The organism is Micromonospora sp. CPCC 205539, from assembly GCF_036906815.1.
GTDB lineage: Bacteria > Actinomycetota > Actinomycetes > Mycobacteriales > Micromonosporaceae > Micromonospora.
The window spans coordinates 19,215-43,196 of sequence record NZ_JBAKHW010000039.1; the positions used below are offsets into that span (position 1 = coordinate 19,215).

The 23,982-nt window shown below is 69.8% G+C and carries 16 protein-coding genes and 1 pseudogene; 7 read left to right on the forward strand and 10 right to left on the reverse strand.

Going from position 1 to position 23,982, the window contains the following annotated elements; genetic code table 11:
• Positions 1-25: 25 nt before the first annotated feature.
• Positions 26-1,087, forward strand: a complete 1,062-nt coding sequence (locus tag V6V47_RS26710; RefSeq protein ID WP_334631129.1) for an NAD(+)/NADH kinase — start codon at positions 26-28, stop codon at positions 1,085-1,087.
• Between the two features lie 114 nt (positions 1,088-1,201).
• Here V6V47_RS26710 and murQ read toward each other — a convergent pair whose 3' ends face one another.
• Positions 1,202-2,095 carry an N-acetylmuramic acid 6-phosphate etherase gene (murQ, locus tag V6V47_RS26715; RefSeq protein ID WP_334631130.1) on the reverse strand — a complete coding sequence of 298 codons (894 nt, stop codon included), beginning with the start codon at positions 2,093-2,095 and terminating at the stop codon, positions 1,202-1,204.
• Between the two features lie 237 nt (positions 2,096-2,332).
• Here murQ and V6V47_RS26720 point away from each other — a divergent pair, with 237 nt between their 5' ends.
• From V6V47_RS26720 to V6V47_RS26735, 4 genes and pseudogenes are all read left to right on the forward strand, one after another.
• Complete coding sequence (locus V6V47_RS26720) at positions 2,333-3,898, forward strand: sodium:solute symporter (protein ID WP_334631131.1); 1,566 nt, start codon at positions 2,333-2,335, stop codon at positions 3,896-3,898.
• A gap of 11 nt (positions 3,899-3,909) precedes the next feature.
• A complete protein-coding gene (locus tag V6V47_RS26725) occupies positions 3,910-5,106 on the forward strand; it encodes an anhydro-N-acetylmuramic acid kinase (RefSeq protein WP_334631132.1) in 1,197 nt (398 codons plus the stop codon).
• A gap of 23 nt (positions 5,107-5,129) precedes the next feature.
• Positions 5,130-8,000, forward strand: a complete 2,871-nt coding sequence (locus V6V47_RS26730) for an FAD-binding and (Fe-S)-binding domain-containing protein (RefSeq protein ID WP_334631133.1) — start codon at positions 5,130-5,132, stop codon at positions 7,998-8,000.
• A gap of 50 nt (positions 8,001-8,050) precedes the next feature.
• Positions 8,051-8,205: pseudogene (locus V6V47_RS26735) on the forward strand (transposase); the annotation flags it as partial.
• On the opposite strand, the gene V6V47_RS26740 reads toward V6V47_RS26735, so the two are convergent.
• The 3 genes from V6V47_RS26740 to V6V47_RS26750 form a co-directional block, all read right to left on the reverse strand.
• Complete coding sequence (locus V6V47_RS26740; RefSeq protein ID WP_334631134.1) at positions 8,191-8,700, reverse strand: pyridoxamine 5'-phosphate oxidase family protein; 510 nt, start codon at positions 8,698-8,700, stop codon at positions 8,191-8,193. The pseudogene V6V47_RS26735 and the gene V6V47_RS26740 overlap by 15 nt on opposite strands.
• 172 nt (positions 8,701-8,872) lie before the next feature.
• Complete coding sequence (locus V6V47_RS26745) at positions 8,873-12,718, reverse strand: NB-ARC domain-containing protein (RefSeq protein ID WP_334631135.1); 3,846 nt, start codon at positions 12,716-12,718, stop codon at positions 8,873-8,875.
• A gap of 116 nt (positions 12,719-12,834) precedes the next feature.
• On the reverse strand, positions 12,835-13,092 hold the full coding sequence (locus V6V47_RS26750) for a hypothetical protein (RefSeq protein WP_334631136.1): 258 nt from the start codon (positions 13,090-13,092) through the stop codon (positions 12,835-12,837).
• 48 nt (positions 13,093-13,140) lie between these two features.
• Here V6V47_RS26750 and V6V47_RS26755 point away from each other — a divergent pair, with 48 nt between their 5' ends.
• Positions 13,141-13,680 carry an ATP-binding protein gene (locus V6V47_RS26755; RefSeq protein ID WP_334631154.1) on the forward strand — a complete coding sequence of 180 codons (540 nt, stop codon included), beginning with the start codon at positions 13,141-13,143 and terminating at the stop codon, positions 13,678-13,680.
• A gap of 155 nt (positions 13,681-13,835) precedes the next feature.
• Here the strand turns inward: V6V47_RS26755 and V6V47_RS26760 are convergent, their stop codons facing one another.
• Complete coding sequence (locus V6V47_RS26760; protein ID WP_334631137.1) at positions 13,836-16,445, reverse strand: right-handed parallel beta-helix repeat-containing protein; 2,610 nt, start codon at positions 16,443-16,445, stop codon at positions 13,836-13,838.
• A 297-nt stretch (positions 16,446-16,742) separates the two neighbouring features.
• Here V6V47_RS26760 and V6V47_RS26765 point away from each other — a divergent pair, with 297 nt between their 5' ends.
• Positions 16,743-17,471, forward strand: coding sequence for a hypothetical protein (locus V6V47_RS26765; protein WP_334631138.1), 729 nt, complete (start codon positions 16,743-16,745; stop codon positions 17,469-17,471).
• Positions 17,472-17,590: 119 nt separating this feature from the next.
• Here V6V47_RS26765 and V6V47_RS26770 read toward each other — a convergent pair whose 3' ends face one another.
• From V6V47_RS26770 to pdxR, 5 genes are all read right to left on the reverse strand, one after another.
• Positions 17,591-18,655 carry a trypsin-like serine peptidase gene (locus tag V6V47_RS26770; RefSeq protein ID WP_334631139.1) on the reverse strand — a complete coding sequence of 355 codons (1,065 nt, stop codon included), beginning with the start codon at positions 18,653-18,655 and terminating at the stop codon, positions 17,591-17,593.
• A gap of 464 nt (positions 18,656-19,119) precedes the next feature.
• Positions 19,120-20,838: an arginine--tRNA ligase gene (gene argS / locus V6V47_RS26775; protein ID WP_334631140.1), complete on the reverse strand. Its 1,719-nt coding sequence runs from the start codon at positions 20,836-20,838 to the stop codon at positions 19,120-19,122.
• Positions 20,839-21,110: 272 nt separating this feature from the next.
• On the reverse strand, positions 21,111-21,854 hold the full coding sequence (locus V6V47_RS26780; RefSeq protein WP_334631141.1) for a serine/threonine protein kinase: 744 nt from the start codon (positions 21,852-21,854) through the stop codon (positions 21,111-21,113).
• A 109-nt stretch (positions 21,855-21,963) separates the two neighbouring features.
• A complete protein-coding gene (locus tag V6V47_RS26785) occupies positions 21,964-22,512 on the reverse strand; it encodes a nucleotidyltransferase family protein (protein WP_334631155.1) in 549 nt (182 codons plus the stop codon).
• 38 nt (positions 22,513-22,550) lie between these two features.
• Positions 22,551-23,975 carry a MocR-like pyridoxine biosynthesis transcription factor PdxR gene (pdxR, locus tag V6V47_RS26790; protein WP_334631142.1) on the reverse strand — a complete coding sequence of 475 codons (1,425 nt, stop codon included), beginning with the start codon at positions 23,973-23,975 and terminating at the stop codon, positions 22,551-22,553.
• Positions 23,976-23,982 lie beyond the last annotated feature (7 nt).

Sequence of the window (23,982 nt, forward strand, 5' to 3'; positions counted from 1 at the left end):
AGCCGAGAGGGCGTGGGGGGTTCGGATGCTCGTTGGCGTCGTCGTACACCCGACCAGGCCGCAGGCCGCCGAGACGGCGGACATGGTGTCGCGGATCTGCGCCGAGCACGGCGCGGCGTCGCAGGCGCTGGATGTCTGGCGGGACGAGCAGAGCCCCGCCGACGTGCTGGCCGGCATGGCGCAGCGGCCCCAACTCGTCGTCACCATCGGCGGCGACGGAACCCTCCTGCGCGGATTGGCCGTCGCCGTCGAAGCCGACGCACCGGTTCTCGGCGTGAAGGCCGGCCGGGTCGGCTTCCTCACCCCGTTCGCTGCGACGGACCTACCGAGGGTGCTGGGCGCCGCCCTCGCCGGCCGCGCACCCATCCAGGAACGCATGCTGCTCACCCTGCGGGCGTCGCGGCCGCTCCACGTCCCAGCGGAGCTTCGGACCCTGCTCCGCTACGGCCGCGGTCCCGATCCCGTCCCGCCCCTTCCCCGGCCGGGCACGCCCGACCAGGTGGGTTGGGGTGTCCCGTTGGGCCTGAGCGCCCTCAACGACGTCGTGTTCGAAAAACTCGGCCGGGACCGGCAGACCAGCGTGGCGGTGTACCTGTCCGGGCGACTGTTCGCCACCTACTCCGCCGACGGCGTCATGGTCGCCTCGCCGACGGGCTCCACCGCGTACTCCTTCGCGGCGGGCGGACCGGTGCTCTCGCCCCGCCTCAACGCCCTCGTGTTCACCCCGGTCGCGCCGCACATGGCGTTCAACCGCAGCATGGTCACCGCCCCGGACGAACCCGTGGGCGTGCAGGTGCTCCCTCGATCGGGCCAGGTCGCCGTCGTCGTCGACGGGCGCGTACACGGGATCCTCGACCCCGGTGACTGGGTATCCGTCTACCCCGCCCGGCGCCGCGCGAAGCTCATCGTCGCCGACGTCGACGATTTCTTCGGCCGCCTCCGGGACCAGTTCTCGCTGGCCGATGCTCCCGCCGCCCGCGCCGACACCGACAGCCAACCGCCGCTGCTGGTCTACCGGCCGGACCTACCGGTCCCGGACGACTTACAACACCTGCACCTGCCGGCACAGGAATCCGGTCCAGCCTAGGCTCCGCGACTCACGCCTCCATCGGGGCGCAGCGGCGGTGGCGACGGGTACCGCGGTGGTCGCATGCTGATAACGCTCGAGTTCCGCGCGCCTGTGAGGGTTCGCCCATGTGGGTCAGAGCGCGACGGCCGCCCGGACGTCGTCGTCGGCGTCGCGCAGCCGTGCTGCGGCCTCCTCGGCGGTGCAGTGGGCGAGCAGCAGAACGATCGCTGTCTTGGCGTGCCCGTGCGCCGCCGCGAGCGCCCGCGTCGCGGTGTCGAGATCAGTCTCGGCGGCCTCGGCGACGATCCGACGCGCCCGGTCGACGAGCTTCTCGTTGGTCGCGTTCATGTCCACCATCAGATTGCGGTAGACCTTGCCGAGCCGGGCCATCGTGGCGGTCGAGAGCATGTTGCAGACGAGCTTCTCGGCGGTGCCGGCCTTGAGCCGGGTGGAGCCGGTGAGTACTTCCGGGCCGGTGGGCACCTCGATGGCCACGTCGGCGTGCCGGCTGATCACCGCGTCGGTGTTGCAGGCGACGGAGACGGTCGTCGCTCCGAGCGCGCGGGCGTGAGCCAACCCGCCGACCACATATGGGGTACGGCCGCTGGCGGCGAGCCCGACCACCGTGTCGCGGGCGGTCAGGCCGATCGCGTCGAGGTCGGCGACAGCGCCGGCCGGTTGGTCCTCGGCGCCTTCGACGGCGACAGCGAAGGCGCCCGCCCCGCCGGCGAGCAGACCGAGAACCCGGTCGGGCGGCGTACCGAAGGTGGGTGGGATCTCGACGGCGTCGAGCATGCCGATCCGGCCGCTGGTGCCGGCGCCGAGATAGATGAGCCGCCCGCCCTGGCGCAGTGACGCCACGACGAGGTCCACGGCGGCCGCGATCTCTGGCACGGCTCGACGGACAGCCTGCGCGACCGAGTGGTCTTCGTCGTTCATCGCGAGGAGCAGCTCGGTGGGAGACATCCGGTCGAGGTCGGTGGTCTTGTCGTTGCGGGTCTCGGTGGCGAGGGTGCTCAGGTCCACGGGGTCGTTCCTCTCCAGGTTCCAGTCGCCGGCCGGGGTGCGGCGGTTCGTCGAGGACCACTCCGGCAACGCGCCGTGCCAATTCCGGAGCAGCGGGCGCGTTCTGCTGCGCCACCGCGCCGCTTATCAGCAGGCTGAAACCACAGCGTAACCAGCCCGGACAGGCAGCGGCAAAAAGTTTCGCGCTAGTGTTGGCCAACGTCACTTATTGACAACCCCGCTGGTTGGGAGCGAGCCGTGCGTCAACTCGACCTTGTCGTAATCGTGCTGTACCTCGTGGTGATCGCCTTCGTCGGACTACGCCTGTCCGGTAAACAGAAGTCCGCCAAGGACTACTTCGTGGGCGAGGGTCGACTGCCCTGGTGGACCGTCTCGTTCTCCGTGGTGGCCACTGAGACCAGTGTCCTGACCGTGATCAGTGTTCCCGGCGGTGCCTACAGCGGCCAGGGCTTCGGCAACGTCGAGCTGGCCCTGGGCTACGTCATCGGTCGGGTCGTCGTGGCCGCGGTGCTCATCCCGCTCTACAAGCGGGGTGGGTTCGTCAGCGCCTACCAGTACCTCGGTGAGCGGTTTGGCCTGAAAGTTCAAGGTCTGGCGTCGGTCACGTTCGTCTTCACCCGCCTGCTGGCCGAGGGCGTACGGCTGTTCGCCTCGGCCATCCCCATCAAGCTGCTCCTCGACGAGTTCGGGCTGAATGTCGGCTACCAGGCCATCATCATCGTTCTGACGCTCATCACGGTGGTCTACACCTACCTCGGTGGCATCAAGGCGGTCATCTGGACCGATGCCATCCAGATGGGGTTGTACCTGGGCGGCGCGATCCTGGCCGTGGCGGTGCTCAGCCACGCCGTCGGCTTCGACGGCTACTCGCAGGCGCTGGACGCCGGCAAGTTCCAGCTCTTCGACACCAACTTCACGCTCGCGCACGTGCTGACCAGCCCGTTCGCCCTGCCGACCGCGATCATCGGCGGCGCGATCTTCGCGATGGCCAGCCACGGGTCGGACCAGCTGATCGTGCAGCGCATCCTGTCCACCCGCACGCTGCGCGAGGGGCAGAAGGCGATGATCTCCTCGGGCATCTTCGTGGTGATCCAGTTCGCGGCGTTCTCCCTGGTCGGCGCGCTGCTGTGGTCGTACAACAAGGGTCAGACCTTCAAGGAACTCGGCCTGGCTAGCAGCGACAACCTCTACCCGAGCTTCATCCTGCACGCCCTGCCGGTGGGCATCTCGGGTCTGCTGGTGGCCGGCATCCTCGGCGCCGCGATGGGCTCGCTGTCGTCGGCGCTGAACTCGATGTCGAACTCCACCGTCGCCGACTTCATCCACAGCTTCTTCCGCAAGGTCCCGTCCGACGACGCGATGCTCCGGCTCGCCCGGGTGATGACCCTGGTCTGGGCGGTGCTGATGGCGATCTTCGCCTGCGCGTTCAGCTCCAGCACCGGAAACGTCTACCTGACCGGTTTGACCATCGCCGGCTACACCTACGGGGCGCTGCTCGGGGCCTTCCTGCTCGGCCGTCTCGTCAAGCGGGCCAACCAGGTCGACGCGGTCATCGCCTTCCTCGTCACCGTGGCGGTGATGACCTACATCGTTCGCTACGTCAAGATCGACGTGACGACGGCCGGGACCACCACCGCCACCGCCATCGCCGCGCAGTGGCTGGTCCCGATCGGCGTCCTGATCACCCTGGTCGTCGGCGCGGTGTCCAGCCGGTTCCACCCGGCCCCGGAGACGCCGTACGACCATGGGCGTCGCGACGAGGTCGACGACGACGCCGCGGCGGCGCCCGCCGGCCGGGCGTGAAGGAGGACGTGATGCGCGTGATCGGCCTGATGTCCGGAACCTCCTACGACGGCATCGAAGCCGCCGCGGCCGAGTTCGGCCTGAGCGGCGACACCCTGCGGATGCGACCGCTGGGCCGCCTCAGCCACCCGTACTCCGACGAGTTGCGCACGCAGATCGCCGCCGCCCTGCCGCCCGCGCCGACCACCACCGAGGCGATCTGCGTGCTGGACACCGGCATCGGCCAGGCCTTCGCCGAGGCCGGCGCGCGGGCCCTCGCCGAGCTGTGCGGCGGCGATGCCGACCTGGTCGTCTCGCACGGGCAGACCATGCACCACTGGGTCGAGGCCGGCATGGTCCGGGGCACTCTCCAGCTGGGTCAACCGGCCTGGATAGCGGAGGCCACCGGCCTCCCGGTCGTATCCGACCTGCGCAGCCGCGACGTGGCCGCCGGCGGCCAGGGCGCTCCCCTGGTCGCCCTCTTCGACGCACTGCTGCTGCGCGGCCTGCCCGGCGTCCCGGCCGCCCTGAACCTGGGCGGCATCGCCAACATCACCGTCGTCGCGCCGGACGCGGACCCGCTCGCCTTCGACACAGGTCCGGCGAACGCGCTCCTCGACGCCGCTGCCCGCCACTTCAGCGGGGGCACCGAGGAGTACGACCGGGACGGGCGCGGGGCAGCCGCCGGGCAGGTCAACCCGGAGCTGCTGCGACGGCTGCTCGACGAGCCGTACTACCGGCTGCCCGGCCCGAAGAGCACCGGGAAAGAGCTGTTCCACCTGCCCTACCTGCTCGCCGCCCTCGCCGACGCGCCCACGCCGGATCCGCAGGACGTGCTGGCCACGCTCACCCGCCTCACAGCGGTCACGGTGGCCGGCGCCTGCCGCGACCACAACGTCACCCGGCTCGTCGTCTCCGGCGGCGGCGCACACAACCCGACGCTGATGCGCATGATCGCCGATGAGCTGCCGGGCGTCCACCTGTCGTCCAGCGACGACCTGGGCGTCGCATCGGACGCCAAGGAGGCGCTGGCCTTCGCGCTACTGGGCTACCTGACCGTGCACGGGCTGCCGGGCACCCTGCCCTCGGGCACCGGCGCGCGGCACGCCTCCGTGCTCGGCAGCATCACCCCCGGCCGGCAGCCGCTGCGGCTGCCGGCACCGGTCAGCGACGGACCGGACCGGCTGCTGATCGTCGACCGTCCCGCCGTGCCTCCGGTGGCCGGCTGACCACGTCCCGGGAGGACCCGCCGATGGAACCCGTACGCGTACCCGCGCCGACCGCGGCCGGCGCCCGCGCCCGCGAGGTTGCCGAGCTGCTGCGCTCGCGCCTCGACGACCCGACCCGGGCCAGCGCGGAGCTGCCCCGGAGGCTGGCGGCGGCGCACGACGCCTCGCCGTACCTGTTCGAGCCGCAGGCCGTGGTCCGCGCCGCCTCGGCGGCCGAGGTGGGTGCGCTGATGGCCGGTGCCCGGGAGGCTGGGGTGCCGCTGACCCTGCGGGGCGGCGGCACCAGCCTCGCCGGGCAGGCCGGCGGCGCGGGCGTGCTGGTCGACGTCCGCACCGACTGGCGGCACGCCGAGGTGCTCGACGACGGCCGCCGCATCCGGCTCCAGCCGGGCCTGACGATCCGGCAGGCCAACGCCCGGCTGGCCCGCTACCGACGCCGGCTCGGCCCCGACCCGGCCAGCGAGGCCGCCTGCACGGTGGGTGGCATGGTGGCCAACAACTCCAGCGGGATGACCTGCGGCACCACCGACAACGCGTACCGCACCATGGAGTCGCTGCGCTTCGTCCTGCCCTCCGGCACCGTCGTCGACTCCGGCGCGCGCGACGCCGACGACCGGCTGCGGGCCGACGAGCCCGAGCTGCACGCCGGGCTGCTGCGCCTGCGCGACCGGGTGCGCTCGACACCGGGGTCGCGCGCCACGATCGAGCGGCTGTTCGCGATGAAGAACACCATGGGGTACGGGCTGAACTCCCTGCTCGACCACGACAGCCCGGCCGACATGCTCGCCCACCTGATGATCGGCAGCGAGGGCACTCTCGGGTTCGTGGCCGAGGCCGTCTTCCGGACCGTCGAGATCCACCAACACGCCGCCACCGGCCTGCTCATCCTGCCCGGCCTCAGCGCCGCCACCGATGCCCTGCCCGCCCTGCTCGCCGCCGGTGCGCGTACCGCCGAACTGCTCGACGCGGCCGCGCTGCGGGTCAGCCAGCGCGACCCGGGTGCGAGCCCGGCCCTGCGCGGGTTGACGGTCACCGGCCACGCCGCGCTGCTCGTGGAGTTCGCCGAGGACAGCGCGGAGCATCTGGCCGCGACGCTGGCCGACGCCCGGCCGGTGCTCGACCGGCTGCCCGCCGTCACCGGCACCGAGCTGACCCGCGACCCGCGCGAACGGGCCAACCTCTGGCACCTGCGCAAGGGCCTCTACACCGCTGTCGCCGGGGCCCGCCCGCCCGGCACCACGGCTCTGCTGGAGGACATCGCGGTGCCGATGCCGCGCCTGACCGGCACCTGCGACGGGCTGATCGGCCTGTTCGACCGGCACGGCTACCCGGACGCGGTGATCTTCGGGCACGCCCGCGACGGCAACCTGCACTTCATGCTGACCCAGTCCTTCGACACACCGGCCGAGATCGACCGCTACGCCCGGTTCACCGACGACATGGTCGACCTCGTGCTTGCCGAGGGGGGAACGCTCAAGGCGGAGCACGGCACCGGCCGGGCCATGGCCCCGTTCGTCCGCCGGCAGTACGGCGACGAGCTGTACGACGTGATGCGCGAGCTCAAGCGGTTGTGCGACCCGAGCGGCCTGCTCAACCCCGGCGTGCTGCTCAACGACGACCCCACCGTGCACCTGCGGCAGCTCAAGGCCGTCCCGACGGTCGACCCCGAGCTGGACGCCTGCGTCGAGTGTGGCTACTGCGAGCCGGTCTGCCCCACCGCCGACGTCACCACCACGCCCCGGCAGCGCATCGTCCTGCAACGGCAGATCGCCCTCGCCACCGCCGCCGGCGACGAGGAGCGCCGCCGGGAGCTGACCGCCGACTACGAGTACGCCGCGGTGGACAGCTGCGCCGCGGACAGCCTCTGCGTCACCGCCTGCCCGGTCGGCATCGACACCGGCGCGGCGATGAAGCGACTGCGCGCCGAGCGGCACACCCCTCGCGCCCAGCGCACCGCCCGCACCGCCGCGCGGCACTGGCAGGCCGCCGTGACAGGGGTCCGGGTGGGACTGACCGCCGCACACGTCGTACCGACGCCGGTGACCCGCGCCGCCACCAAGGCGATCCGTGGGCTCGGCGCCACCGAACTCGTGCCGCTGTGGAGCGACGACATGCCGCGCGCCGGCGCTCCCCGCCCCACCCCCCGCAGCGCGCCAGACGCCCAGGCGGTGTTCTTCGCGGCCTGCGTCGGCAGCCTCTTCGCCCCCGAGGACGCCTCGTCCGGCGGAACGGCTGCGGCGTTCCTGCGCCTCTGCGAACTGGCGGGGGTGCCGCTCGTCGTACCGACCGGCACGGCGGGCCTGTGCTGCGGGACGCCGTGGCAGTCCAAGGGCTACCCCGGCGGCCACCGCGAGATGGCCGAGCGGACCCTGGCCGCGCTCTGGGCGGCCAGCGACGAGGGGCGACTGCCCGTCGTGTGCGACGCGTCGTCCTGCACGCACGGGCTGACGCAGCTGACCGCTGCGCTGGCCGAGGAGGACCGGGCACGGTACGGCGCGCTGCGCTTCGTCGACAGCGTGACCTTCACCGCCGAGCACCTCCTGCCGGCGCTGCCGCAGCCCCGCCGTCTGGGCTCGCTGGCCCTGCACCCCACCTGCTCCACTGTGCATCTGGGCGGCATCGATGACCTGCGCGCGGTGGCCGGGGCCGTCGCCGACACCGTCACCGTGCCGGACAGCTGGGGGTGCTGCGCCTTCGCCGGCGACCGAGGAATGCTGCACCCCGAGGTCACCGCCAGCGCCACCGCAGCCCAGGCCGCCGAGGTCAATCAACGCGACTACGACGCGTACGCCTCCTGCAACCGCACCTGCGAGATGGGCATGAGTCGGGCGACCGGGCAGCCGTACCGACACGTGCTCGAGGTTCTCGTCGAGGCGGTCGAGCCGCCGGCCTAGGGTGCGTCCTGCCGATCTTGTAGTGGTTGATCGTTGACGATGTGCCGGTGGTGCGTCGTGGTGAACTGACCGATGAGGCATGGGCGGTGATCGCGCCGCTGCTACCGGAGCCCGGCGGTGCGCGGGGGCGGTGGCGCGATCACCGTCAGGTCATCAACGGGATCTTGCACGGGTGCGCCGTGGCGTGACCTCAGCGATGCCAGAACTGGCGGGGTGCCAACCCTTCACGTCGCAGCCAGTGCTCCGTATAGACAATCCGCTCCGCCTCGACGACCACCAGCGTGTCCTCGGGCGGCTCGGACAGCAATCGCCCCCGCTCGGCGTGCTCGTTCTCCCATCGGAACGCCTCCCAGTAGTGCGCACGGTCCGGATGCCCTGGGTCAAGCACCCGGGCAGCACCGAACAACTGAGCCCCGCGGCTGCTGGCCAGCCCGACCAGCGGCGCGAAGATCCCGACGGACACCCGCGGATCGGCAGCGACGTTGCGCATCTTCGGCGAACGCGGCGCGGCTGTGAACAGGACCGTGAAGCCGAGCGAGTAGTACCGCACAGGGGTGGCCAACGGCCCGTCCGGACCCGTGGTCGCGAGCACGCACATGTTCTGCGACGACAGCAGGTTGAGAATGCGCTCTTCAAGCCGTTCACGATCGAGCCGCTTCGCCGGCGTGGGCCCGGCCAGCCACGGATTCGTCAACGGCATGCAGCGTCCTTGATCATGACGCGCACCTTACTCATACGGCCGAGCCGATCGGGAACAAGATCGGCAGGACACGCCCCAGCTGGCCGCGGTCTTGAGCCGGCCTGCGGAACGGGCGTGCGAGTCCCGACCCTGCGCCCTGACAAGCTCGGCCCGGTGCCAGCCAAGGCCGGGTCTACGCAATCGGCGGCTTGAAGTCGAATCGGTAGAGGCCAGCTGGGCCTCCGGCGAAGAGTTCGTAGCGGACCGGACTCCAGGCGCAAGCGGTGATCTCTCGTTCGACGCGCATCATGGCGACGCAAGAACCGCTGCCGGGGCTCCAGATCCGCACCGTGCCGTCGGTCGTGGTCGTAGCGACCCAGGCGCCGTCGGGCGTAATCGCTACGACCGACACCTCGCCGGTGTGGCCGGTGAGCTTGGTGCGTTCCCGACCGCTAGACGTGTCCCGAATGACCACGGTGCCGCCACGACCGGTGGTGGCGAGCCAGGAACCATCCGGGGCGATCGCCATCACCGAGGAGAGCCCAATGCCGTCGGTGTGCTGACCACGTTCCCGGCCGGTAGCCGTCTCCCAGATTCGTACTCGATGAAGAAGGTCGGTGGTAGCGAGCCAGGTGCCGTCCGGAGAAATTGCTACCGCGAGCACCATGCCGGTTTTCACCGTCCGGCGGGGGCCTGCTCGGTTACCGGCCGCGTCCCAGACGCGTACTTTGCCGTCGGTGCCGGCGGTGGCGAACCAGGTGCCGTCAGGAGAAATTGCTACCACCCTCGAGCTGGCGTCCACATTACGGCGCGAGCGTGCTCGGCCACGGGTGGCGTCCCAAATTTGAAGGATGTGGGTGCCGCCGGCGCGTCCGGCGGTGGCCAGCCAGGTGCCGTCCTGCGCGACCACCATCGCATCCACGCTGGTGTGACCGGCAAGTCGGGCGTGCTCCTGGCCGCTGACCGGATTCCAGATCCGCACCGCGCCGTCGCGGCCAGTGGTCGCCAGCCAGGTCCCGTCTGGCGCGATGACCATTGGCGATTGGGAGAACCCGCTGGGGTGGCCGGTGAGTGCGGCGCGTTCCCGGCCGCTGGTCGCGTCCCAGATCCGCACTGAACCGTCGCGGCCGGCGGTGACCAGCCAGGTCCCGTTCGGCGCGACTGTCATCGCCCGCAGCCGACCGACGTGACCAGTGGTCTGGGATCGCCCATCGGCGCTCGCGTCCCAAATCCGCACCGTGCCGTCGCGGCCGGCGGTGGCCAGCCAGCTGCCGTCCGGTGAAACCACCATCGCGGTCACGTCACGCGTGTGACCGGCAAGTCGGGCGCTTTCCTGGCCACTGATCGGATCCCAGATCCGCACCGTGCCGTCGGGGCCGGCGGTGGCCAACCAGCTACCGTCTGGGGCGATTACCACCACCGACACCGCGCCGACGTGACCAGTGAGCAGGGTACGTTCGCGGCCGGTGAGCGTGTCCCAGATCCGCACCGTGTCGTCGCCGACGCCTTCCAGCTTGCCACCCTCGGAGCCGGCGGTGGCGAACCAGGTGCCGTCCGGGGCGATCACCACCATCGACACCAGGCCGGTGTGCCCGATGAGCCGGGCACGTTCTCGGCCGGTGGCCGCATCCCAGATCCGCACCCTGCCGTCGCGGCCGGCGGTCGCCAGCCAGGTGCCGTCCGGCGCGATGGCCATTCGCGGTGAAGAATACGCATTGAGTTGACCGTTGAGCATGGCGCGTTCCCGGCCGGTGACCGCATCCCAGATCCGTGCCGTGCCGTCGCGGCCGGCGGTGGCCAACCAGGTCCCGTCCGGTGCGATCACCACCACCGACACCGGGCCAGCGTGCCCCGTCAGCACAGCACGTTCCCGGCCGGTGACCGCATCCCAGATCCGTGCCGTGCCGTCGCGGCCGGCGGTGGCCAACCAGGTCCCGTCCGGTGCGATCACCACCACCGACACCGGGCCAGCGTGCCCCGTCAGCACGGCACGTTCCCGGCCGGTGACCGCATCCCAAGTCCGTATCGTGCCGTTGTAGCCGGCGGTGGCCAGCCAGCTGCCGTCCGGCGCGATAGCCATCTGCGTTGGGGACAGTCCCCTGATACGGCCGGTGAGCTGGACGCGTTCCTGGCCGGCGACGGCATCCCAGATCCGTACCACACCGTCGCCGCCAGCGGTCGCCAGCCAGGTCCCGTCCGGGGCGACCACCACGGCCGCTGCGCCGGTGTGGGCCGTGAGTGACCGAAGTAGCGCGGGGTGCGGAAGATCGGGCATCGGCCAGGTGCAGATCAGTGCGGGTGGAGTGCGTTGGGCTGCGAAGACACGGGCCGGCGGCCCCCAGTCCGGGTCGTTCGAGACCCGGCTGTAGAAGATGTCGAGACGTGAAGGTGCGGGTTCGGTCGGTGCCAGCAGGTGTGCAAAATGCTCGAGTAGCCTCTTCAGCCGGCGCGCACGGGGACTATTCACCAGGGCAAGGTCAGTGAGAACTGCCAGTGGTCCCGCTTCTTGGAGCCGCACCTGGACCCACCGCAGATCGGTGGCCAGGCGTTCGGCTTCGCCGTGGCGGTCGGCGGCGAGCAGATGATCGATCAGATGCTCGCGCAGGTAGCGGGCGTCCTCGGGTAGCTGCCACCAGGCGACGGGTGGTTTCGGGCCGGACACCGCCGACTCATCAGGCAGGTCAGCAGTGACCGCATCGAGCAGCACCTGGTGCAGCCGCGTGATCTCCGGCGGCCCAAGGTGTTTGGTGCCTCGTAGGTGTTCGGCGAGGTAGTCGCGGACGACGTCATGCAGGCTGAGGGTGCCGCCGCCGTTAGTCGGGGTGAGGGCGATCAGTGCCAGATCTGCCAGCCGTGCGCACAAGGCCCGGCTAGCTATCTCGGACATCCCGGCGGCCGACCATAACCTCGCTACCAGCGGCACAGGGATGGTTTCGTCCTCGGCGAAAATCGCTAGCTCGGCGAATCGGTCGTACTCGTTGCTGCAGAGCAGTCCGGTGCTCGCCTCGATCGTGGCCGCCACTGCGTCAGCCCGCTGGTCAGGATCATCGACGTCGAGTTGGCGGGCCGCCGCGCCGGTGATTGTGTCCACTCGTAGAGCCCCGTTGCGGCGGAGCTGCTCCAGCAGATCCTGGCCCAATGCAGTCACATCGGTGCGGGACAGGGCCTGTTTGACCAAGATCTTGTTCATCAGGCGTACGAGCAACGGCCAGTTCCCGGCTTCGTCCAACAGACCATCGACGACCGCCGGTGAGGGTCGCTGCGGAAGACCAGACACCAGCAGGGTGCGGGCCTGCTCAGGCGACATTCGGTCCACCCGGACCGGGATTGCCCTTCCGGCTAGCAGCGACCTCGAGCGAGTGGTCACCAATCGGGCCGACCGGCCAGCCACGGGAAAGGCTGCCAGCTGATCCTCGGACCACACGTCATCGAGGATCACCAGCCGCCGAGGGCCGTCTGCCAGTACCGCTGCCAACTGCTCGGCGGCCTGACGTAGACCGGCCGTTGGCTGCGCTCGGCTGGGATCGATCCTGAGGGCGAGATTGTTGACGCTCTCCACCAACCCGGCGCCATGCAGATCGCGTCCCAGCGTCACCCAGTACACCCGCCGACCGAAGCGGCGCACCACCCGCGCGTCCGCGCGCACCAGTTTCGCCAAGGTGGTCTTGCCGAAGCCACCGGCTCCATGCACCGCGGTGGTGATGCCCACCGTCGCCACACCGCGCCCCCGCAACGCCCGTACAACCTCCACCAGCTCGGAGGGTCGGTCCACCACCCACGGCTCCGGCCGCTGCACCGCTGGCACCAGTTCCAGCAACGCTCGCTCATACCGGCGCTGGGCCCACCACGTCATCAACCCTGCACCGGCGACCGCGGCGGTTGCCCCGGCGGACCACCACCACGGGTGCCACTCGATCGCTGGAATCCCCCGAGCCGCCCCACCCGTGGCCACATTGACCGACACCGCCAGCACCGTGCCGGCGGCAGCGGCGAGCAGCCCAGCCGCCACCAACAGCATCAGCTGCGCCGATCGCCGCACCGGCCCACCCCCTCCGACGACACGATTGAACAGTTACCCAGACAGTTGGTCGCCACTTCGTCGAGCATCTGTCAGGTATTCGTCGCGACGGCCGAGACCGGAGGGAGACGCGCGTTCTAGAACACGTAGCTGAACGTCTGGCCGGTCTGCTGGGTGCGGACCAGCGCGTCGTCCTCGGTCCCGGCGATGTTGGCCTTGGTGGCAGGCGTCCTGCCGCCGACGTAGCCCCAGGGCCGCGAGCCGAGCGCCTGGTCGGGCGTCCAGAAGAAGCCGTCGGCATCGACGTACCCCGACCAGGGTGGCCGTGTTCCTCGGCAAGGTCGGTGATGTTGGCTGCGCAGGTTTCGAAGATCCGTAGCCCTCGGAGGCGGCATGACGGGTGTCGGCAATGATCAGACGTTCGGTTCGGTCGGAGACGGGTGATGATGAGGCAACCAACACTGTTCCTGACTGTGGGACTCCCCTGCACCGGGAAGACCACTGCCGCTCGACGCATCGAGATCGAGCAGAATGCGCTTCGGCTCACGAAGGACGAATGGGTGAAGGCTCTCTACGGCCACGAGAATCCACCATCGGCTGGGGACGTGATCGAGGGTCGACTCATCCAGATCGGTCTGCGCGCCCTTGAACTGGGCAACAATGTCGTAATCGACTACGGCCTCTGGAGTCGAGACGAGCGCTCCGCGCTCCGCCAGGCAGCAGCAGACCTCGGTGCGATGGTGGAGCTGCACTACTTCGAACTCACCCCGGCCGAGCAGCGGAGACGACGTGATCGGCGTCAAGTCGAAGCGCCACACACGACCTGGCCCATCTCCGACGAGGAACTCGCCGAGTGGGCTGCCACCGTCGAGATCCCCACGCGAGGCGAGCTCGACGGCAGTGAACCCATCGATGACCCACCGGCTGGATTCGCGACCTGGGACGATTGGCGCGGATACCGCTGGCCGCCATCGGTCTCCTGACGCCTGCTCCGTGCAGCGCTGCCACATCCGTCCACCACCGGGACCACCGGTGCTGGCGCCTTCGGGCGCGCCGACGAGGCCTCCCCAGCAGCAGACCTGACACGACGGCCACCGATCGGCGGGCGATCGGTGGCCGTGGTGTCGCGCGGGACCCGTCAGGCGGGCGGACCGATGAAGTAACCGAGCTGGTCCACGATTGCGTGGGTCTGACCCGAGCTGTTGTTGTACACGTCGACCCCGGCGCCGACCCCCACCAGGGCGGCGTTCGACGCAGTCTCGCGGGCCACGAAGTTGACGTTCGAGGCCGTGGGTCGCTGCTGTCCCCCGGGGTGCGCGATGAGTACACCGGCGGTGGTGGGTGCGGTCACGGTCAGGTTCGTCACCATCGCGGTCGGCGCGGGGCATGCCGGGTTGCAGGTTGCTGCCACCACGCGTGGGTCGACCCTGATCGTCTCGAACCCCCGCAGCGGAGCGTTCACGGTTCCGCGCCCGGTGCCGTCGCGGGTGTCCAGCACCCGGGTGGGATCGAGCGGCACGAAGGTCTGAGTCGCGGACGGGCTGAACCAGCCGGCGAGGTCCACCACCACGTGGGTGGTGCCGGAGCTGGCGCTGCGAATGTTCACCCGGCCGTTGACGACCGGCACGGTCACGAGGTTGGGGATGGTCTGCCCCGGGACGTAGTTGAGGTGCGACGCCGTGGGCGCGGTGCCGCCGTACGGGAAGAGGGTGAGGAAGCCGTTGGCCGTCGGGCCGGTCGCGGTCACGTTGAGGACGGCGGCGGTCGCGTCGGACGGCAGCTTGCTGGAGAGGTCGAGGGTACGGGTGGCGTTGGCGGCGATGGGACCGGCCGGGCCCTCGCGAGTGTCGAGCATCCGAGCCGGTGACATGGAGGCGTAGCCGGAGCCGGACGCGGTGTAGACGCCCTGCAGATCCGCCACGACGTGCACCTGACCCAGGCCGCGGTGGGTGAACGCGATGTGGCCGTTCCACACCGGCACGGTGACCTGGTTGGCCACCGTCTCTCCGGGGACGAAGTTCATGGTGGAGGCGTTCGGTACCGCGCCCCAGGGATAGACGACGATGTAGCCCGACTCGGTGGGCTGGGTCACCGACACGTTGAGCACCACCGCGGTGATGTCCGCGACGGGCACTCCCGCGAGGCTCGTGATCGGCATGACGACGCTGCCGTCCTGCCCCAACGGCTGCTTCGAGGTGGTGCCGAGCCCGGTCCGGGTGTCGAGCAGCCGGGTCGGAGTCACCGGCACGTACCGTGCCCCGACGACCGTGCAGACCTCCGTACGGTAGCTGTCGGACGATCGGAAGTCTCGCTGGCTGCCCTGCATCTGTACGCAGACCCGACCGCCTCGGCGGAAGGTGTGCTCCACGGAGTTGGAATCGGTGACGTGCCAGTAGCGGGTCTCGTAGAAGTCGCCGTAGAACTGGTAGGCGTACTTCGCCCGCTGCTGCTCGACCGTCCAGGAGGAGCGAATGCCTTGGCCGGCCACCACGTCGAACGGGCCGCCGCCGGCCTTACGGCGGAGATACTGCGGATCGGTGACACGTGGGCCCTGCGTCTCCACGGCCCCCCGGTCCCGGTATTGGCTGCCGGTGCCCGTGTTCGGCACCTGCGGGTCGTCGGCGTACGAGTTGTCGAGCAGGTCGGTGTCCAGCGCCCCCGGGGCGGCCGCGTCCGCCGAATCCCGGGCGGGCGACGCCGTCCCAGTCCCGTACCAGCTGCTCCAGGTGTTGAATTGTTGCAGGGTGAGCAGCGGGTTGGCGTGCAGATCGTGGGTGCCCTGGCCGGTCGCCGTGGTGAATGGCGCGAGCGCGGCGTATGCCTCGCCGGCCCAGGTGTAGATCGGTCCACCACTGAGCGGGTCGACGAGGTTGTAATCGGCGGTGGTGTCGCTTGCGGAACTGCTGTCGACCCGGATGGCGGTGGCCCCCGCCGGGTTGGCGCAGGGCTGACGCGACTTCGACGTCTGCACGATGTTGTTACGGACGGAGGCGCCGGTCGAGCTGGCGTACAGGTCGATTCCGGGCCGGCAGTCGGTCACGACCGTGTTGCCGGTGACGGTGAGTCCGGGCGACACGGTGGCGAGCAGGCCGGAGTCGATGAGCTGGTTGCCGGTCACGGTGACGTTCGTCGTGCCCGGGTCGAGGTCGAGGGCCGGTCCGGAGGTGTTCTGGATGAGGCCGCGGCTGATCGTCACGTCGTCGGAGACGCCGCTGACCTCCACCCCGGTGGGCCCGAGGGAACCGCCGTGGATCGTCATCTTGTCGAGCGTGATGCGGCTGGAATCGATGACCGCGATGGCGTCGGAGCGGTCGGCGCCGTACACGTCGAAGCCCTCGATCACGACGTCGTGCACACCCGAGATCACCATGACTGCGCCGGTGACGGCGGTGGTTTCGTACTTGCCGACCCGGACCGAATCGTTGGCAAGGTAGACCGCTCGGAACGTGATCGGCGCCGACTCGGTGCCGGAACGGTTGAACGACACGTTCTCCCGGTAGACCCCCGGCTGCACCAGCACGGTCTGACCCGGCCCCGCGACGGCCGAGGCGGCCTGGATGGTGCAGAACGGCGCCTCCGGGCTGCCGTTTTGCACGCCCGTCGGCGAGCAGTACTTGTTGCTGACGTACAACTCAGAGGATTCGTTCGCCGCAGCGGTCGCAGGTGCCGCCGACGCCGCCGAACCAACCATGCCGGCCGCCGCGAGCAGCGGCACGAGCGCGAGCCGAGCAAGCGCACGTTTTCTCATCACAAAGCCCCCGCGATACGTTGATCATGCTCTACGACGCGGCAGCCTATCCCGGCCACCGTGCGCGCACGCGCCGCCGAACGGGTGATTTTGTTGCGACCCGTGCCGGCTCGTCGAGCGCCGCCGGCCGACGGCGCTCACCGGTCTCCTTCTGCGCCACGTCGGAGATCCCGTCGAGGACCGGACTGACACGACAAAGCGGCCGTGGCATCGCTCACCGCGATGCCACGGCCTTGTGACGAACCCGCTCTTTCGGGTGAGCCAGGGGTACGGCCGTGCAGAAACTGCCGAACTTCTATGATCAGGGCCGCGGGCCTGTCCGCTCTGATCCACCACGCTGGTGGTGCTGTCACACGCGAGCGGAGGACGCACATGGCCCGCCCCTACGATCCCGGACCGAAGCAGTTCGTCTTCGCTGTCGGTGATGGCAACGACCAACAAGTCTCCGTGGGCGACCCTCAGGAGGCCTACGTGGCGTTCGCTGCGTTCTTCCGGGGTCGAGAGTCCGACACCTACACCATCAAGGATGAGTCGGCGAGGCAGAGATTGGTGCTCATGCCCCGTCTGGGGGTGATCTCCCGGATCAAGGACGCGGACCAATCTCGGTCGGAACACCTCCAGGTCGACAGGGCCAACCGCTACCTTCCGAGCGCGATGCTGTTCTTCGAGAACGGATATGCCGGCCTCGACCACTTCGGCCAGTGGTTCTCCGAGCTCTCCGACCTCGACGCGTCGCCGGAGGCCCGCGGTGCCGCCCGCGCCGCCACGATCACGACGGAAGCAGCGGCGATCGAAGAAGTCGGTCGGATCTGGGCAGCTTCGGGCATCGTCGACCCGAGCGACCAGTACTACGTCTTCTTCGACTCGCATGATGTCGACGATGACCGAGCCGAACGAGCCGAACTGCTCCAGTTGATCGCATTCCTCGGTCTCGAACGGGTCGACGCCCCGGCCGGGGCCGCCGGGGGCGAAGTCTGGGTGCGCACCGACGCACGCCTCGACGTCGAATGTGCACGGTGGTCGTGAACGGGTCCGACGGGGATCGCCGGACCGGCGTCCGTCTCGATGGCCGAGGTCGCCGAGGTCGAAGGGCGAGAATGCCGATAGGCCGCCAAGCGCACTGCGCGCGTTGGCGGCCCACCGTCTCAGCCGTTGTCGATCAGGCTGGCGATCTCGTTGTAGATCAGGTGCGCCTTCGCGCCCTGGTTCGACGGACACCCGCCGAGGTGGTGCAGGGCGATCACACGGTGGCTGGCATTCAGCACGGGTGAACCCGAGTTGCCGCCGGAGGTGTCACAGCTGTAACTGATGTTCCAGGTGTTGTAGTTCGCGTTCCGGACAGCGCAGGTCGCGCCGTTCTGGGCGTCCTCGTAGATCGAGAGCCGCTTCGCGCTGCCGTCGCCGTGCCCGGGCACGTAGATCCGGGTGCCGTTGCTGGTGGCGGTGGTTGCCAGGTAGAGCGTGCCGAATCCCTGGATGGCGGCGAAGTTGTTGACCGAGTACAGGGTGTAATCCAGCTGGTTGGAGCCGCCGCTGCTCACCCGGTAGAGGGTGGCACCGCTGACTTTGGTGCCGGCGCCGGGATTCGCGCCGCCGCAGGTGGCGCACTGGTAGTTGAACTGCATCTCGCTGCCGCTGACGGCTGACTGCGTCGAGAAGCAGTGCTTGTTCGTCAGCATCCGGTTGGTGTTGCCGACCCGCCAGGTGGTGCACAGTCCACCGCCGCTGATCAGGAGCCGCGCCACCGCCCTGCCGCGGGCGTACTCGGTGGGGTGGCTGTTCTGGTAGCAGACCACGTCCCGTCGGGCGTCGGTGCTGCACACGGACTGGGTGGAGAAGTTGTGCTCGGCGATCTCCGTGGCGTCGTATCCGCGCCAGAACCGGTCAATGGTGGCGGTGCTGCCACGTGAGGCGCGGCTGCTGTGCAGAGTGACCACGGCGGTGTCGCCCTGCACCGACATCGCCCAGAAACCCGGCTGTCCGTCGGTGGTGTAGTCCGAACCGGTCGCCCTGTTGAGGTGGCGGTCGTACCGGTAGCTCTCCTTGCCATCGCGGCTCGTCACGGTGACGTAGTCGCCTTGGGCCAATCGCAGTGCGCTGAAGTGCACCTTGACGTACGTGGCGCCGGGATGCTGAATGATCTGTGTCCCGCCGCTGGAGGCGTAGGACAGGGAGCTGTCGACGGTGCGGAGTTCACCGATGGTGGTCACGCCCTCTGCCGAAAACTGGTTCGATTCCGGTGCCCGCTCGGATTGCGGCGCGAGAGGGGCAACCGAGTACGCCTCGGCGGCGGGTACCGACAGTAGGCTCAGCCCAAGTGAGCAGGCAGCGAGCGCGACCGCCCCCGTTCGTAGACGGCGCAGGGAATGCTTCATCTGTCGCTCCTTCTCCGGAATCAGCACCGAGACGTGCCTTCGGCCTTCATACCTGAGCTTGTTCAATACATGTAATTCCATCTATGTCATAGCTGCCTGCCGCGCCGCCTCATTTCCCTGGAGTGCGCCCGATGTGTGGCACATGGCCTGCCTGTTCACCGCCCCGGCCGTGTGCCAGCAACATGGCCGACGGGTACGCGGCGAGCCGGATTGGACGTATGGCTCGCATTACGGGTGATCAAGCGTCGCGCAGCTCGTTGCCGATCGCAGTCCTCAACCAGAGCAACCGTCCATTTTGATTACAGGCGCTCACAAGTCCGGATGCCGAGGATGTACAGCCCTTGCCGGAGCACTCTGGCGGTCAGGTCGCAGAGCACCAGTCGGCCATCCCGGGTCGGCCCCTCGACCCGCAGCACCGGGCACCGTTCGTAGAACGCGCTGAACGCGGCGGCCAGCCGGTACAGATACCCGGCCAGGTGGTGGAACTCCAGGTTGTCCCCCACCTCGCCGACCACCCTGCCGAAGCCGACCAACTCGAAGGCGAGCGCCCGCTCGGCCGGCTCGGCCAGCGAAATCTTCGCCTCGGGTCGGGCCGCCACCCCGGCCCGCCGAAAGATCGACTGGATCCGCGAGTACGCATACTGCAGATAGGGCGCGGTGTTGCCGTCCAGGGCGAGCATCCGCTCCCAGTCGAGGACGTAGTCCTTGTGCCGGTCGCTGGACAGGTCGGCGTACTTGACCGCACCAATACCGACCGCCCGGCCTACCTCGGCCGCCTCCGCCTCGCTCAGCTCCGGGCTGCGCTCCCGGGCCAATGCGGTGGCCCGGGCGATAGCCTCCTCCAGCAGCCCGACCAGCTTCACCGATCCGCCGGCCCGGCTGCGCAGCATTCGCCCGTCCGACCCGAGGATCGACCCGAATCCGACGTGCTCGGCCCAGGCCGGCGGGGCCAGCCAGCCGGCCTGCGCGGCAGCGGCGTACACCATCTCGAAGTGCCGCCGCTGCGGGAGACCGACCACGTAGAGCAGCCGGGTCGCGCCCAACGTGCCGGTCCGGTGCCGGATCGCCGCCAGGTCGGTGGCGGGGTAGCCGTACCCGCCGTCGGACTTACGCACGATCAGCGGCAGGGGTTCGCCGTCGCGGCCCACGGAGCCGGGCGGGAACACGCAGGCAGCGCCGTCGCTATCGCGCAGCAGACCCAGCCGGTCCAGGTCCTCGACTACCGAACCGAGCAGGCCGTTGTAGCTGCTCTCGCCGTGGAAGTCCCGCTCGGTGAGGGTCACGTCGAGCAGGTCGTACACGGTCAGGAAGTACCGCTCCGACTGCTGCACCAGCAGCCGCCACAGCCGCAGCGTCGCCTCGTCGCCGCCCTGCAACGCCACCACCCGCCGCCGGGACCGCTCCTGGAACGCCTCGTCGGCGTCGAACTTGACCCGAGCCGCCTTGTAGAACGAGTCCAGGTCACCCATGGACAGCTCCTGCGCCGCCTCGGCCTCACCCAGGTCGACCAGGTGCTCGATCAGCATGCCGAACGGTGTGCCCCAGTCGCCCAGGTGGTTGGCCCGCAGCACCCGATGCCCCAGCCAGTGCAGCAGCCGAGCCGCCGCGTCGCCGATCACGGTCGAGCGAAGGTGCCCGACGTGCATCTCCTTCGCCACGTTCGGCGCCGAATAGTCGACCACCACCGTCTCCGGCTCGGCGACCACCGGCACCCCGAGCCGCGGATCGGTGGCCAGCGCGGAGACCAGCCCGGCCAGAGTCTCGTCGGCGACGGTCAGGTTGAGAAAGCCCGGCCCAGAGACCTCCACCGCGCTGCACAGGTCGGCCAGGTCCGCGCGATCCACCACCTCGGCGGCGATCGCCCGCGGCGGCCGACCGAGCCGCCGCGCCAGCGCCAGCGCCGCGTCGGACTGGAAGTCCGCGCGCTGAGACCGCCGTACCACCGGGTCGACCGACGTGCCGGCCACCGTCGCGAACGCCGGCGCCAGCCGGTCTGTCAGCAGCTTTTCCAGATCCATGGGTACGCCGATCTCGCTCGGATCCGCCGCGCGGATCACCGAAGGGGAATGCGAGCGGACCGAGGACGATCGACGATGACCGGCGGCTCGATCCGCCGGTCGCAGAGAAAAATGCTCAGCGCAGGCGGTCGTTGGACCGCCGGCGTCGCAGCGCGCCGAACAGGACGTCGGGGGACGCCGTCGGGAACGCGTGCGAGCTGTTCATGCCAGCAGCCTAACTGGCCGGCCTGGGCAATGCGCAACGCCATTGCTCAGACCGAGCAACGCCCGTTTCACGTCGAGAGGGTGGCTCGCCACGCGTCGACGAGTGCCCGGACGTCGGGGTGTCGATCACCAGGTGTCGGGTGGGTGGCGTGGGTGGCAAGCCGAGCCTGGGCCGTGGTGCCTCGCCAGCCGGTTGAGGAGTCGAGCAGGTGCCAGATGGTGCGGCCGAGGGTGTACACGGTGGTCTGCTGGTCGATGACGGCACCGCGGACGAACTCTTCTGGGGCCATGTAGCGGCGGGATCCGGGGAGCCGGTCGGCGTCGAGGATGAAGGGGCCGCGCCGGTACTCGTCCAGGTCAATCAGCCACATCTGTCGGGCGTCGAAGTCGTAGAGGAAGCAGCCGTCGTACAGGTCGACCGCGACGTGACCAGCCGCCGCGACGGTCTCGTGCGCGTCGAGGATCGTGGTGATCGCCGCCTCGACGTCGGAGAGGGGCAGCTGTTGGAACCGGGTAAGTGCGGTTCGGTTCGAGCCCTGCGTGGTGGCGTGGTTCAGTACTGACCCGTCGTGCCACGGGTAGACCAGCACTGGCCCGTCAAGGCTGTCGAGGATCCGCTCGGGGCGGACGATCGCCGGGTGCTGGACTGCGGCGTGGACGTGCGTGGCCCGGATCAGAGAGTGGCGAGCCTGTGCGGTGGTCGCCTTCTTGACCAACCAGCGGCGCCCGGCATGCTCGACGCCGTAGGACAAGCATCCCGAGTCCTGGTCGTTGAAGACCGTGAACGCGGACGCGAGCGGCAGGTCGAACATGTTGGCGAACCTACGCCCTCATATGGCCGTCGGGTTCATTAGCAGCCGCGCCGGCCCGCCTCACGGGCGTCGTCCCCCAGGAGCTGTCTGCGCCTGGCGCAGGCGACAGCTAGATCTCCAGCCGCAGTCCGGCCCATCGGTCGAGCCATCCCTTGGCCTCCAGGCGGCGCTGTATCGTCGCGCGCCCCAGTGCGTTGTCGAAGGCTGGAGAGGGGCGGACAACCATTTCCACGAGGTCGGCCAACCCATGGCAGGACGCCAGGCGAACGCTGCCACCCCGCAGAGTGACCGCGACACACGTTGCTGTTTCGGGCCAGCGTGATATCGCGTCCAGCGTGGACGCGTACGGCCGATCACCGTTGCGCTGATGCATCCGTGCTTGATTGCGAATCTCCCACGGCACCCCCGGCAGGGCCACCATCGCTTGGGCTTCGGCGCGTGCGTCCTCACGTGGGTCCAGCTTCTCCGGGTCGAAGTAGGCGACATCCACGTCGCGCTCCGACGAGACCGGGAGGTCGCTGATCGCGTCCCAGACACGGTTGCGGATGAAGCCGGCGCCGATCCACCAGTCCGGCAGTCCAAGGTCGGCCGCAGCCCGAAGAATTCTCATTGCTCTCGGGTCTGACTCAATGACGCCCACAACATCCCGCGCGCTCATGACCACCCCAGGGACCCTAGACCGGCGGACGGGCACCATCAGCGGCAGATCTCCGCACGGACCTCTGCGACCGCGGTGGCAAGGGCTTCCACTCCGTCGGTGATGGTGCGTTCGGTGAGGGTGGCGTAGCCGAAGATCAGCCCGCCGGGTCCGGCGGGGCTCAGGCGGTACCGGGAGACGCCTTGCACGACCAGTCCGTGCCGGGCGGCGGCAGCCACGACCGCGCCCTCGTCGAGGTCGTGCGGGAGCCAGGTCACGACGTGTTGGCCGGCCGCGACACCGACCGGCTTCAGTTCGGGCAGCCGTGCGCGCAGCGCGGCCAGGAGTGCGTCGCGGCGGCGGCGGTAGACCGGGCGCATGCGTCGCAGGTGCCGGTCGAATTCGCCGCGGGTGAGGAAGTCGGCGAAGGTCAGTTGGTCGATGACGGGAGAACCGCGGTCGGCCCGTACCTTGGCGGCCGTGATGTCGTCGACCAGGTGTGACGGCGCCAGCAACCACCCGAGGCGCAGCCCTGGCGCCAGGGTTTTGCTCGCTGTGCCGCAGTACACGACGGTGTCGGGTGCCAGCCCCTGCATGGCGCCGACGGGCGAGCGGTCGTAGCGGTACTCCGCGTCGTAGTCGTCCTCGATCACCACGGCACCGCGGCGCTGCGCCCAGCCGATGACCCGGGCCCGCGCGGTGGCCGACAGGACGCCGCCGGTGGGCCACTGGTGCGAGGGCGTCAGCACGACGGCGTCCGCGTCGGTCTGTTCGAGCTTCTCGACGAGAATGCCGTTGGGCCCGACCGGGACGCCGATCACGTCCAGGCCGGCGGCGGCCGCGACGGGGCGGGCGTCGTCGTCCGCGGATGGGTCCTCGACGGCCAGCCGGCGGGCGCCGCGCGCCGCGAGCACCTGGAGTATCAGCGCGATGCCTTGGCCGTAGCCACTGCAGATCACGACGTTCTCCGGGCGGGCCGATGTGCCGCGGACCCGGTTGAGGTAGTCGGTCAGGGCTGCGTGCAGTTCGGGTACGCCACGCCCGTCGAGGTAGGCGAAGCGTTCGTTCGGCGTGGTGGTGAGGACCGTTCGGACCGAACGCAGCCAGGTGGCCCGAGGGAACGACGACACGTCGGTACGGCCGTACCCGAAGTCGATCCGGGCCGCCGGCCGATCCCCGCCCGGCCGACCCGCCGACGGCGCAACCGGCTCGACCGCCACCCGGGTGTAGCCGCCCGCCCGACTGGTGAGGTAGCCCTCGGCGACGAGTTGCTGGTAGGCCTCGACCACGACGCCGCGTGACACTCCCAGATCGGCTGCGATGGTGCGGGTGGGTGGCAGGGACGTCCCGAGACGCAGCCGGCCGGCCCGGATGCTGCGCCGGATCGACGCGGCGATCTGCCGGTGCAGCGGTTCGGCCGCAGACCGGTCGACATCGAGGAGCAGGTCCGTCGCCGTGCTGGAATTGGTCCTGATTTGGCCCATGCGATCG